This is a genomic window from Bacillus sp. FSL K6-1560 (assembly GCF_038592935.1).
GTDB lineage: Bacteria > Bacillota > Bacilli > Bacillales > Bacillaceae > Bacillus > Bacillus subtilis.
This window is the reverse complement of record NZ_CP151946.1, coordinates 3,439,045-3,451,643: the sequence shown is the minus strand read 5'-3', so window position 1 is coordinate 3,451,643 and position 12,599 is coordinate 3,439,045. Positions and strand designations below refer to the sequence as shown.

The following is a 12,599-nucleotide window of genomic DNA, read 5'->3' as shown; positions in this document are numbered from 1 at the left end:
AGAGGGGCAAAGGGGAAATGCAAATTGAAAAAAGGGGGACTTACGCAACATGAAAATAAGAATGCGAAAAAAATGGATGGCCTTGCCGCTTGCTACCATGGTGATCGCCGGATGCAGCCATTCGGAAACATCCAATTCAGCAAGCGGTTCGAAAGATACGATCAAAATTATGGCGCCGCTTTTATCGCCGGAAAGCCCGAGTGATAAAAGCCCTTCATTAAAAGCGCTCGAAAAATACACAGGCAAAGAGATTAAGGTCACATGGGTGCCTGATTCATCCTACAACGACAAATTCAACATCGTCATGGCTTCAGGAGAGATGCCTCACGCGATTGTCATTAAAGATAAGTCAGCCGGCTTTATCAAGTCTGTCAAAGCAGGGGCGTTTTGGGAACTGTCTCCTTATTTAAAAGACTACAAGAATTTAAGCCAGGCAGATGAAAAGATTTTGAAGAACAGCTCGGTGAACGGCGAGGTGTACGGAATCTACAGAACGAGGGATCTGATCAGGGCGTGTATGATCATCAGAACCGACTGGCTGAAAAATGTCGGTCTGGATATGCCGGAAACGCTTGATGATTTCTATGAAGTGCTGAAAGCCTTTAAGGAAAAAGATCCTGACGGAAACGGCAAGGATGATACGTACGGCATGGTCGTGCCGAAATGGATGGGACTCGGCAACGGAAGCCCATGGGATGTTCTGCAAATCTGGTTCGGCGCTCCGAACCGCTACGGTGTTGAAAACGGAAAGCTGATTCCAGATTTTACAACGAAGGAATACATGGATGCGCTCACGTTTTTTAAAAAGCTCTATGATGAGGGCTTGATCAATAAGGATTTTGCTGTCATGGATTCTGCGAAGTGGAATGATCCGGTTGTAAAAGGAAAAGCGGGTGTCATCGTTGATACAGGCTCAAGAGCGTCTCAAATCCAAAGTGCGATGGAGGAGGCGGATGAGTCGAACAAGGATATCATTGATATCGTCGGCTCGCTTGAGGGACCGAATGGCAAGCGCACCTTTCCGACATCTGGTTATTCAGGCATGATCACGATACCAAAATCAAGCGTCAAAACCGAAAAAGAGCTGAAAGAGGTGCTGTCCTTCCTCGATAAGATGAATGATAAGGAAGCGCAGATTCTCACGAACAACGGAGTAAAGGGCCGCAATTACGAGCTCAAGGACGGCGTATTCACCTCACTTGAAAAAAACAACAAATCTCTCCTGTATGAGCATGAAGGCTTGGCACAGTTCAGCATGTCGATTCCGAAAAGCGAGTATTACATCGAAGACCAGAAAACAAAGCTTTTTCAGCATCGCAAGGACATCATAACCGAAGGAGAAAAAATAGCCGTCTTTAACCCGGCTGAGTCGCTTGTATCTGATGTCTATACCCAAAAAGGAGCCCAGCTTGACAACATCATCCTCGACGCGAGAACACAATTTATCATTGGAGAAATTGATGAAAAAGGGTTCGCTGATGCAGTGGAGCTTTGGAAAAAAAGCGGCGGCAATGACCTGATGAAGGACTTGAACAAATTGTACCAATCGTCAAAATAAACCGATGCGCCTGCCTTTCGGCGGGCGCCCCGGTAACACGAAAGGAGAACAGATATGGAAACAGTGCCGAAGAAGGGAGATTCACCTGTTCTCACCGCTGGAAAAGGCATCAGCTGGATGGCTGCGCTCAAACGGGACAAATGGCTTTATCTTCTTCTTATTCCCGGTCTGCTTTATTTTTTGATTTTTAAATACTTGCCGATGTGGGGCGTGCTGATCGCTTTTAAAGACTATTCGCCATATCTTGGCTTCTGGAAAAGCGAATGGGTCGGTTTTGATTATTTCAAAGACTTTTTTATGAATCCGGATTTTTTCCGGCTGCTGCGCAACACCCTCATGCTGGCGAGCCTGGATCTTTTGTTTGCCTTTCCCGCGCCTCTCATTTTAGCCCTGCTTTTGAATGAGGTAAGAAAGGCCGCGTATAAAAGATGTATCCAAACCTTCATTTACGTACCCCATTTTGTATCATGGACAATTGTGGTCAGCATCACCTTCGTTTTCTTTACTGTCGATACAGGTGTGATCAACAAAATGATCATGAGCCTGACAGGTGAGCAGATTTCTTTCTTGTCGGATGCAGACTGGTTCCGGCCGATGATTGTGATGCAAAGCATTTGGAAGGAAACAGGCTGGGGAACGATTCTATTTTTGGCAGCGCTCGCTACGGTTGATCAAGAGCAGTATGAAGCGGCCATCATGGACGGAGCGGGGCGGTTCAGGAGAATGTGGCATATTACGCTGCCGGCGATCAGAAGCACCATTATCGTTTTGTTGATTTTAAGAATCGGCAGCTTTTTGAATCTTGGCTTTGAACAGGTGTATTTGATGACGAACTCACTCAACCGCAGTGTGGCTGACATCTTCGACACGTATGTGTACATGATGGGGATTACCCAAGGGGCATATAGCTACAGCACGGCGGTCGGTTTGTTTAAATCAGTTGTCGGGATTATCTTGATTTTTGGCGCCAATTACATTGCGAAAAAGTTTGATCAGGAAGGATTGTTTTAGAGGAGGGAGAGGTATGGCTGAAATTCACACGATGCACAACACCAAAGCCGGACGGGTGTTTGACGTCTGCAACATTCTGTTTCTCGGCGGTGTCGGCGCGATTACCATTTTGCCGTTTTTATATATTATCGCCGGTTCCTTTGCGACAGAAGCGGAACTCGCCCAGCGGAGCTTCTTTATTTTCCCGAAAACCTTTACACTTGATGCTTACAAGTATGTGTTTTCGACACCGACGTTCCTTCGAAGCATGGGCGTGTCCATCTTCATCACGGTGGTTGGGACGGCTGTACAGCTGTTTTTCACCTTCACGATGGCATATCCGCTGGCGAAGCGGCATGTGAAGGGACGGAATCTGCTGTTGAATCTGGTGATTTTCTCCATGCTGTTTTCAGGCGGCATGATTCCGACGTACCTTGTCGTAAAATCACTTGGCCTTTTGGATACGTATTGGGCATTGATTTTGCCGATGGCGATTAATCCGTTCAACCTTATTATTATCAAAAACTTCTTTCAGCAGCTGCCGCGCGAGCTGGAGGAATCAGCAAAAATTGACGGCTGTTCCGAAATCGGCGTCTTCTGGCGGATCGCCCTGCCACTGTCAAAGCCAGTTATTGCGACCTTTGCGCTGTTTTATGCGGTCGGGATTTGGAATGATTTCTTCCACGCTCTCTTATATATCAATGACAGTGCAAAATGGCCGCTGCAAATGGTGCTTCGCCAAGTCACAATTTTATCGGATTTAACGGCGACCAATGGTGATACGATGCAAAATGCAGTTCCGCCGGAGCAGGGAATTAAACTCGCTGTCATTGTCATTGCGACGCTGCCGATTTTGGCGGTCTATCCATTTTTACAAAAACACTTTGCAAAAGGAATGCTGATCGGTTCGGTGAAAGGCTGAGAAAGGGAGTGTTTCATATCAGTACATTAGATCAGATTAAGATTGCCTATATCGGCGGGGGGTCCCAAGGCTGGGCCAGAAGCCTGATGAGTGATTTGTCGATTGATGAACGGATGTCAGGCACGGTGGCGCTCTATGATCTTGATTTTGAAGCCGCTCAGAAAAATGAAGTGATCGGCAATCACAGCGGGAACGGCAGATGGAGATATGAGGCTGTTTCTACTTTGAAAAAGGCGTTATCAGCCGCTGATATCGTCATTATTTCCATTTTGCCGGGATCACTGGATGATATGGAAGTCGATGTCCACTTGCCTGAGCGCTGCGGTATTTATCAGTCTGTAGGTGATACTGTCGGGCCCGGAGGGATCATCAGGGGCTTGCGTGCTGTGCCGATATTTGCGGAAATTGCCCGGGCAATAAGAGACTACGCACCTGAATCATGGGTCATTAATTATACAAACCCGATGTCTGTCTGTACAAGAGTGCTGTATAAAGTGTTTCCCGGAATCAAAGCGATTGGCTGCTGCCACGAGGTATTCGGGACGCAAAAGCTATTGGCGGAAATGGTCACGGAAAGGCTGGGGATAGAGGTGCCGCGGCGTGAGGATATCCGCGTTAATGTGCTCGGCATTAACCATTTTACATGGATCACAAAAGCCTCTTACCGCCATATTGACCTGCTGCCTATATTCCGTGAATTCAGCGCGCACTATGGGGAATCAGGATATGAGCTGGAGGGGGAAAGCTGGAGGGACAGCGTCTTTTGTTCGGCACACCGTGTTGCGTTTGATTTATTTGAAACGTATGGCGCCATCCCTGCTGCGGGAGACAGGCATCTGGCAGAGTTTCTTCCCGGCCCATACCTCAAACAGCCTGAAGTATGGAAATTTCATCTCACACCTATATCATTCAGAAAACAAGACAGAGCTGAGAAACGACAAGAAACAGAACGGTTGATCGTGCAACAACGGGGCGTTGCTGAGAAAGCTTCGGGAGAAGAAGGCGTGAACATCATAGCGGCTCTTCTCGGATTGGGTGAACTCGTCACAAATGTAAATATGCCGAATCAAGGCCAGGTCTCAAACCTTCCTATACAAGCCATTGTCGAAACAAACGCATTCATCACAAGGAACCGTGTCCAGCCGATTTTTTCCGGAGCCCTTCCGAAAGGTGTGGAAATGCTGGCGGCTAGGCATATATCCAATCAGGAGGCAGTGGCGGACGCAGGTTTAACAAAGGATACTGGCCTCGCGTTTCAAGCTTTCCTCAATGACCCGCTTGTCAGGATTGACCGCAGTGATGCAGAGCAGCTTTTCAATGACATGCTCCAATGCACCATGCAACGTTGAGCGGAGCTTTTCCGGTTTAGAAAAGAAACCATTGACCATACTGATAGTATAATCAAGAAGTAGGTGCTATCAATATGGGAGATTATTTAAGTGTTGCGGTAGAATTGGTCTGCGGTTTAGGCATTTTATTTATTATCTTAAAGCTTCTCGGGAAAACCCAATTTTCTCAAATTACGCCGTTTGACTTTATTTCTGCTTTAATTTTAGGAGAATTGGTCGGAAATGCCGTCTACGATCATGATATCAAAATAAAAGAAATCATTTTTGCTTCGCTGCTGTGGGGCGTGCTGATTTATGTTATTGAATTTATCACGCAAAAAATGAAATCATCGCGAAAGTTCTTGGAGGGTGAGCCGAATATCGTCATCCGCAAAGGAGAGCTTCAATATAAAGTAATGAAGAAAAATAAGATAGACATTAACCAGCTGCAAAGCCTATTGAGGCAAGCGGGGAGTTTTTCGATCCAAGAAGTAGAATATGCGATTCTTGAAACAAACGGGATGGTCAGCGTGCTTCCAAAATCAGACTTTGACAAACCGACAAATAAGGATTTGCAGATTCCTTCGAAGTCCGTTTCTCTGCCGATCACGTTAATCATAGATGGAGAGATTGTGCGGGATAATTTGAAGGAAGCAGGTGTGGATGAACAGTGGCTGAAACAAGAATTGAAAAAGAAGAACATTGATAAGACAGAGGACGTGTTATTTGCAGAATGGCATAAAAATAAGCCGCTGTATACTGTAACGTACGAACAAAGCAGATCAACATGACTCTTAGAAAAAAGCTTGCAGCAAGGCGCAAGCTTTTTATTGATTGTATGTCCCTTGTTTGACAGCACGTACATGGTACATGCTCACTTCAGTGCTGATCAGATAGTCAGGCTTTGGTTTGCCTTTGTTTGCTTTATGGCCGGCGATATGCGCATCGCTTTTTTCCCATTGCTTCCAGTGATCCTCTGATTCCCAGCGAATCATGACAACAACTTCTTCATCACCGCGGCGCACATTTTTCTCAAGCACTGTCACATCAATTAAACCTTCTTGTTTTTCAATGATTCCTTCAGCGCTGAAACGTTCTATGACTTTATCTGCAAAGCCTTCTTTAACCGTCATTTTTCTCAACTGTACAAACATTTGTCTCACTCCAATCATTCTCACATATGAATAATTGTAAATGAAATTCATTCTCAATGTCAAAGAAAGCGCAGGGCGGAATCGAACCGCCGTGCGCAACAGTTTATTCTTTTAATAAAAACACATTTCCGTCTTCGTCCTTAAATTGAACGAAGGTGCCCCACTCCATTTGATTGGGCTCACCGAGAAATTCTACACCGTTTGTCTTCATTTTCTCGTATGTACCAAAGATGTCTTCGCATTCAAACACAATAGAAGCCTTCATTTGCTCTGAGCCTTTCATCATGGCTTTCGGGTAAATGACTAAACGAGTCTCGGCCCCTTTTGGCGCAACCTCCAGCCAGCTTGCTTCAGGTCCCATTGGGTGGTCCGCTGCAATATCAAAGCCTACCTTCTCTGTCCAAAATTGCTTCGCTTTCTGCTGGTCCTCGACATATACAGCAACAGTGCCAATTTGTTTGATCATAGGGAAACCTCCAAGTTGAAAAGATAATAATACTATAACCTGTTTACGGCCGAAGTAACATAAAAAAATCAGCCGGGAAACCGGCTGATTTTTAAAATGAGCAGCTTACAACATCGATGTGATTTGTGTCTAAGGCGAAATAAACCCAGCGGCGACGTGAGGAATCCCAATAAAAGCCGCCGACGGATCTTCTGCCAAGGATGATCGGGTAAAACCAAAATGAGCGGCCATTGGTTAACCAAACATAGGTAAATCGGAAAAGGCAAGGACGAATGGTGATTGGTTCAACTAACAAAACGGCTCCTTGAGAACCCTGCGGTTTTGGGGGTTTCGCTGGTATTTGGGAAGGAGGAGGTCCCTGCGGCGCACCGCCGAAGCCTGGGCTGGCACCGCTGCCAATACCAGGGCCGGAGCCGCCGCCGAAGCCCGGAACAGCGCCACCGCCAATACCAGGGCCGGAGCCGCCGCCAAAGCCTGGAACAGCGCCACCGCCAATGCCAGGGCCGGAGCCGCCGCCGAAGCCCGGAACAGCGCCGCTGCCAATGCCAGGCCATGGATATCGGTATTCATATTCAAAAGCAGGCCAAGGCTCATAAAAATGCCCCGCAAACATATAAGGATCAACATAATACATGTGATAACGTCCTTTCTCATTGTAAACTGTACATTGCAGTTTATGCGGGCGGACTCTTATTGGTGCATTCGCCTAAGGATATGAAGCAGGAATGCTCTCAGAGAGCAGAATCATTTGATTTTTCTCTAGTCTTATTCACAATTCCGATTTATCATTTTATAATGAAAGTGCTTCTATTACGAAAAAGGAGACAGACCGTGAATATCGATCAATTATTATATCAATATATCATAGACAACACTGCGGATATTACTGAGAAATGGTTCAGTTTGCGTTGCCAGCTAAAAGGCGAGCTATATTCCGCCAGCCATTTAAGTGAAGAAACGAAAACACTTTTAACCGAGCAGCATACATTTACCAATATAACAATCGCAAGCGCATTTCTGGAGGATCAAACCGATTTTCAAGAAAACATGACAAAATGGGCGCAAAACGTTGCGAAAAACAGGGTAGAGCAGGATGTTCAAGTTCATGAGGTCGTAGAAGCCATATCCAATTCAAGAATTTCATTCTGGGACGCAGTCGTCACATTTATAAAAGAGAATCAGGAGATTGTGACAAATGAGGATGCAGACCGATGGAACCGCATTGTGAATCAGTCGTTCGATAAGCTGATTATTGAATTCTCCGAGCAGTACCAAAAATTCATGCTGATGAGGCTCACATCTCAGCAGGAATTGATCTCAGAGCTTGGCTGCCCGGTTATTTCCATTGCCGATGGAATCGGGATATTGCCGCTTATCGGCTCCATTGATACAAAACGGGCACAGGTCATTTTAGAAACAGTGCCGGTCCGCTGTGTCGAGAGAAAAATCACAAGCCTCGTCGTTGATCTTTCGGGTGTTCCGATTGTGGATACCATGGTGGCTCAGCAATTGTACAACCTGTCTAAAACGCTTTTCTTATTAGGCGTCAAAGCCGTATTTTCAGGGATTCGCCCGGATGTGGCCCAAACATCGATTCAATTGGGGCTTGATTTTAGTGAATATGAAACGTACGGCACGCTGAAGCAGGCATTAGAAAATATGGGTGTCCGCTGTATTGTTGAGGAATTGGAAGAAAACAAATAGGAAGTTTCCAGGCATATGATTGTCCGTCACCGGTTGATCATATGCCTTTTTGATTTGAACAGAAATCACCATTGATTTATCAAAAAAAACATAATATTATAATTCTTATAAGAATACTGTGAATTAAAACCTATTCAACAGGGGGGAAGGTCTTTTGGTTTCTAAATCAACGATTGATCCGGAAGTGATTGAAAAAATCATCAGCTCGCTGGAAACACTCGATTTCGGCACGGTTCAGATTACGGTTCATGATTCTCAGATTACCCAAATTGAGAAAATAGAAAAGCACCGTTTTTCGCTGAAAAGGAAAGAATCAAAATGATAATGTAAAGGGCGTTTGTTTTCATTAAATTCTCCTTAAAACATATACATATTTCATCCAATTTTTATATAATAGACCTTTAAGATCATTTTTTAGGAGGATTTTTGACATGCAAGCTACGGTTCACGAGAGTAAGCAATCGATCATGCAACGCATTTTGACAGTCTTTGTCTTCACTTTGCTGATCGCGACTGTCGGCCTTTTTATCGGCCAATTTGTTCCTGTCGCTTTGATGCTGCCGCTTTCTATTCTTGAAGTGGCGATGATTATTCTGGCCTTCTGGATGTGCAGAAGAAAAGCGGTCGGGTATGCGTTTGTATATACATTCGCGTTCGTTTCCGGCATTACCTTATTTCCGATCGTCAGCCATTACGCTTCCATCGCCGGCGCCTATGTCGTGCTCGAAGCCTTTGGTTCTACATTTGTCATTTTTGCCGTCTTAGGCACAATCGGCGCAAAAATGAAGAAGGATTTATCCTTCCTGTGGTCATTTCTGCTGGTTGCGGTGCTCGCACTCGCAGTGGTAGGGATTTTCAACATTTTCAGCCCGTTAAACTCAGCGGCGATGATGGCGTATTCCGTGATCGGAACCATCGTCTTTTCCCTTTACATTTTGTATGATTTGAACCAAATCAAACACCGCCACATTACGGAAGACTTGATTCCGGTTATGGCGTTATCGCTGTACCTTGACTTTATCAACTTGTTCATCAACCTGCTCCGCTTCTTCGGCATTTTGAGCAGTGATGATTAATGAAAAAGCGCCTGTCTTTGGATAGGCGCTTTATGAATGCAAGTGATCAGGTAACAGTTAAACAATGATTGAGTCTAGTCCTCGCTTAATTCTTCTTACACCCTTTTCAATTTCCTCAAGGCTCAGATGGCCGAAGCCAAGCAACCATTTTGAATTATGGCTATGAGATCGTCTAGTATAATCATTTGCCGGATAGATATGAACCCGTTCCTTTTTTAGTGCCTGCTGAAACTTGTCACTCGGATGATCATACTGAAAGTCGACCGCTAAATGAAGACCTGTGCTTTCCCCCATAATGCAAATGGATGAAAATTCTCTCTTCAGCATTTTTGTTAACAGGTTATTTTTTTGCTTATATATCTTATTGGCTTTTCTGATCTGACGGTCAAGGTGGCCCTGTGAAATAAATTCAGCAAGTGCTTTCTGCTCGAAAAGGGAAGAATGCAGGTCGCTGTACCATTTTTCTTTTCTGCATTGTTCAATCAGTTCATCGGGCAAAATCAAATAGCCGATGCGAAGAGCGGGCGACAATGTTTTACTGAATGTGCCAATATAAATCACACGGTCCGGATCAAGTTCATAGAGCGAACTGATAACGGGGCTAGTATAGCGAAATTCACTGTCATAATCATCTTCTACAATATAAGTGTTATGGTGCCTCGCGTATTGAATTAATTCAATTCTTCTTTGAATCGGCAGTGTTCCGCCAAGTGGAAATTGGTGGGATGGCGTCACATAGATCAGCTTTGGGGCTTCTTTGAATTTCAGATGTTTGGTGACTGCACCCAGCTGGTCTACTTCAAGAGAATACATAGAGCAGTTCTTTTGGTTGAATATTCGGTAAATATCAATTGAACAAGGATCTTCTAAGCAAATTGAATCACCAGGATGAACCAAGGCATGAGACAAAATAGAAAGTCCTTGTGCGGCCCCATTTGTAATAATGATGTTTTCACTGGAGCAGCAAATTCCTCGTTTTAAATAGAGATAATCGGCTAAAGCCTTTCTCAATTCATACAGTCCCTCAGGTTTGCCATACCCGAATAACTGCTTTGGACTGTTTTTCATTGTTTCACTGTACACCTTTTGCCATTGAATTCTCGGAAATAATTGCAGGTCGGGCATTCCCGTTTTGAAATCTACAATATCCCCTGTATCAGTATGACAGGGATTAGTGAGAGTAGCAGTTTTTTGGTCTTTTATATTCTTACGTTTTGCACAATCTAATAAAATACCTTTGGATATAAAGCTCCCGGCCCCCTGCCGGCTTTCAATGTATCCTTCGGCATATAGCAATTCATAGGCCGAAATGACAACATTTCTCGATATCTTTAACTCTTTGGAAAGTTCCCTTGTTGAAGGGATTTTCCATCCTTCCTTTAGGCGGCCCGATAAGATTTCTTGTCTGATTTGGATGTAAATCTGTCTTGTAAGCGGTACTTTTGAGCTTTTATTTACCTACGTAAAATGGTACTGTTAATTTTTTTGGTAATGGACCTATAATTGTAAATACTACCATGATATATTAATTACGCAAGTGAGAGGTTGTTTAACAATATAAGGAAAAAGGAGTGTTGGAGTGACAGTATTTAATCGTTATATTAAGAAAATAATCAATGGGAAACACCTGAACAGAGAAGAAGCCTATCAATGTATGAAACACATATTGGAAGACGATTACAGTACAGTGCAAATAGGAGCGCTGCTCACCTCGCTTACGCTCAAAGGGGAAACAAAAGATGAGATAATTGGTTTTATCCGTGCGATACGGGACAAAATGATTCCCTTTGAAAGGACTAAAGAAGTACTTGATACATGCGGAACAGGCGGTGACGGCAGCAATTCGTTTAATGCATCAACGACAGCCTCCCTGATTTCTTCTTCCGCAGGCATACCCGTAGCCAAAAATGGAAACAGGTCTTCTACCAGCAAATGCGGAAGTGCTGATTTATTAGAAGCGTTAGGACTCAATATAGAATTGCCCGCAGTACAATCACAGCAACTGTTAGAATCAACTGATTTTACCTTTTTATTTTCTCAATTCTTTCATCCGAAACTTAAAAAACTGGCGTCCGTCAGGAAGAGTCTGACTTTTCGAACTTGTTTTAATTTAATTGGGCCTTTATGCAGTCCGGCAAGGCCTGAAAGACAGCTGTTAGGTGTGCCCGATCCAAAGCTGATCCCATTTTTCGCAGACTTATTACTGGAATCAGGGGTGAAAAGAGCTTTAATTGTCAGCAGTATGGATGGATTTGATGAAATCAGTGTGTCAGCCCCTACTTCTATTTGTGAGATAGATCACAAAGAAACGAAGGAATATATCATTCATCCGGAACATTTTAATGTGTACAGGAGTAATGCCGAAGTGGTCAGCTGTGATAGTTTAGAAGATAGCGTCCAGGCTTTTTACAGTGTGTTAGGTTGTCAGCAATCGGCCATTACTGATTTTTGCATTATGAATGCCGGGGCCGCGCTATATCTTGGTGGGAAAGCTGACAGTATAAAACAAGGTACTGAGCTGGCACGAGAGCTGCTAATCTCAGGTAAAGTGAAAGAACATTTCTTCCTTATTAAAAATGAGAGTCAGCGTTTGACAGAAGGAGAGCAGCTACATGAACATGTTAGACGAAATTATTGAATACAAGTATTCCGAAGTGAAAGAAAAGAAAAAATGCAAGCCTGAGTCGGAATTAATAAATATGATTCAGACTGCCAGGAAAACGAGAGACTTTTATCAAGCGATCCAAAAACCGAATATTTCTCTTATCGCCGAAGTGAAGAGAAAATCTCCTTCAAAAGGATTGATTCGGAAGGACTTTGATCCGCTCAAACTAGCCCGGACATATGATAAAAGCGGAGCAAGCGCAATTTCGGTGCTCATCGATGAAAAGTTTTTTGGAGGCAGTGCGAAGTATTTGAGAAAAGTCGCTAACGACCCCGATATTACAATACCAGTTATGTACAAGGAGTTTATTGTTGATCCCTATCAAATCTATGAAGCGAGAGCAAACGGAGCAGACGCTGTATTAATCATTGTCAGAGCGATAGATCAAACACTGTTATCAGAGCTTATTCAATTGGCCTACGACTTAGATATGGATGTACTTACAGAGACGTTTACACCGGAAGAAGTCACAAAGTCCATTGAAGCAGGCGCTAAAATTATCGGGATAAATAACCGTGATCTGCAAACTTTTGAAGTGGATCTGGAGAAATCAAAGGTAATGAAAAAACGAATTCCTGATGAGTATCTAGCTGTTAGTGAAAGCGGTATCTTAACAAGGCAGGATGTACTTGCAGCACAGGAATTGGGGTTTGACGGGATGCTCGTCGGAGAAACCATTTTAAGGGCTGACAGTGTAGAAGAGAAAGTGAAGGAATTAACAAACTTTTGAGCTAGG

Annotated in this window: 14 protein-coding genes; 10 read left to right on the top strand and 4 right to left on the bottom strand. The window is 44.0% G+C overall.

Annotation, left to right across the window (positions count from 1 at the left end):
* The first annotated feature begins 49 nt into the window (after positions 1–49).
* The 5 genes from NYE22_RS18440 to NYE22_RS18420 all read left to right on the top strand — a co-directional run bounded on the left by NYE22_RS18440 (position 50) and on the right by NYE22_RS18420 (position 5,589).
* Positions 50–1,558 (top strand): extracellular solute-binding protein, encoded by a 1,509-nt coding sequence (locus tag NYE22_RS18440; RefSeq protein ID WP_169038060.1) that lies wholly within the window; start codon positions 50–52, stop codon positions 1,556–1,558.
* Between the two features lie 54 nt (positions 1,559–1,612).
* On the top strand, positions 1,613–2,569 hold the full coding sequence (locus tag NYE22_RS18435; RefSeq protein ID WP_015482931.1) for a sugar ABC transporter permease: 957 nt from the start codon (positions 1,613–1,615) through the stop codon (positions 2,567–2,569).
* A gap of 13 nt (positions 2,570–2,582) precedes the next feature.
* On the top strand, positions 2,583–3,470 hold the full coding sequence (locus tag NYE22_RS18430; protein WP_003242715.1) for a carbohydrate ABC transporter permease: 888 nt from the start codon (positions 2,583–2,585) through the stop codon (positions 3,468–3,470).
* Positions 3,471–3,478: 8 nt separating this feature from the next.
* Positions 3,479–4,819, top strand: a complete 1,341-nt coding sequence (gene lplD, locus NYE22_RS18425; RefSeq protein ID WP_077671635.1) for an alpha-galacturonidase LplD — start codon at positions 3,479–3,481, stop codon at positions 4,817–4,819.
* A gap of 74 nt (positions 4,820–4,893) precedes the next feature.
* The gene (locus NYE22_RS18420) at positions 4,894–5,589 is read left to right on the top strand and encodes a DUF421 domain-containing protein (protein ID WP_032726686.1); all 696 of its coding nucleotides are present in this window, start codon (positions 4,894–4,896) and stop codon (positions 5,587–5,589) included.
* 36 nt (positions 5,590–5,625) lie between these two features.
* On the opposite strand, the gene hmoA is transcribed toward NYE22_RS18420, so the two are convergent.
* The 3 genes from hmoA to NYE22_RS18405 all read right to left on the bottom strand — a co-directional run bounded on the left by hmoA (position 5,626) and on the right by NYE22_RS18405 (position 7,052).
* Entirely contained in the window at positions 5,626–5,952 is a 327-nt protein-coding gene (hmoA, locus tag NYE22_RS18415) for a heme-degrading oxygenase HmoA (RefSeq protein WP_003243958.1), read from the bottom strand.
* A 103-nt stretch (positions 5,953–6,055) separates the two neighbouring features.
* On the bottom strand, positions 6,056–6,418 hold the full coding sequence (locus NYE22_RS18410; protein WP_003233803.1) for a VOC family protein: 363 nt from the start codon (positions 6,416–6,418) through the stop codon (positions 6,056–6,058).
* A gap of 91 nt (positions 6,419–6,509) precedes the next feature.
* Positions 6,510–7,052, bottom strand: coding sequence for a hypothetical protein (locus NYE22_RS18405; RefSeq protein WP_031315514.1), 543 nt, complete (start codon positions 7,050–7,052; stop codon positions 6,510–6,512).
* A 197-nt stretch (positions 7,053–7,249) separates the two neighbouring features.
* Here NYE22_RS18405 and NYE22_RS18400 point away from each other — a divergent pair, with 197 nt between their 5' ends.
* From NYE22_RS18400 to NYE22_RS18390, 3 genes are all read left to right on the top strand, one after another.
* Positions 7,250–8,122, top strand: a complete 873-nt coding sequence (locus NYE22_RS18400; RefSeq protein WP_029317447.1) for an STAS domain-containing protein — start codon at positions 7,250–7,252, stop codon at positions 8,120–8,122.
* A 154-nt stretch (positions 8,123–8,276) separates the two neighbouring features.
* Positions 8,277–8,444 carry a YezD family protein gene (locus NYE22_RS18395; protein WP_003244522.1) on the top strand — a complete coding sequence of 56 codons (168 nt, stop codon included), beginning with the start codon at positions 8,277–8,279 and terminating at the stop codon, positions 8,442–8,444.
* A 109-nt stretch (positions 8,445–8,553) separates the two neighbouring features.
* Entirely contained in the window at positions 8,554–9,198 is a 645-nt protein-coding gene (locus tag NYE22_RS18390; RefSeq protein WP_342412040.1) for a Bax inhibitor-1 family protein, read from the top strand.
* A gap of 57 nt (positions 9,199–9,255) precedes the next feature.
* On the opposite strand, the gene NYE22_RS18385 is transcribed toward NYE22_RS18390, so the two are convergent.
* On the bottom strand, positions 9,256–10,323 hold the full coding sequence (locus NYE22_RS18385) for a PLP-dependent aminotransferase family protein (RefSeq protein WP_342412039.1): 1,068 nt from the start codon (positions 10,321–10,323) through the stop codon (positions 9,256–9,258).
* A gap of 454 nt (positions 10,324–10,777) precedes the next feature.
* Between NYE22_RS18385 and trpD the strand changes: the two genes are divergently transcribed.
* Positions 10,778–11,836: an anthranilate phosphoribosyltransferase gene (trpD, locus tag NYE22_RS18380; protein WP_342412038.1), complete on the top strand. Its 1,059-nt coding sequence runs from the start codon at positions 10,778–10,780 to the stop codon at positions 11,834–11,836.
* Positions 11,811–12,593 carry an indole-3-glycerol phosphate synthase TrpC gene (trpC, locus tag NYE22_RS18375; RefSeq protein WP_128740110.1) on the top strand — a complete coding sequence of 261 codons (783 nt, stop codon included), beginning with the start codon at positions 11,811–11,813 and terminating at the stop codon, positions 12,591–12,593. Before trpD ends, trpC begins: the two co-directional genes overlap by 26 nt.
* The last annotated feature ends 6 nt before the right edge of the window (positions 12,594–12,599 follow it).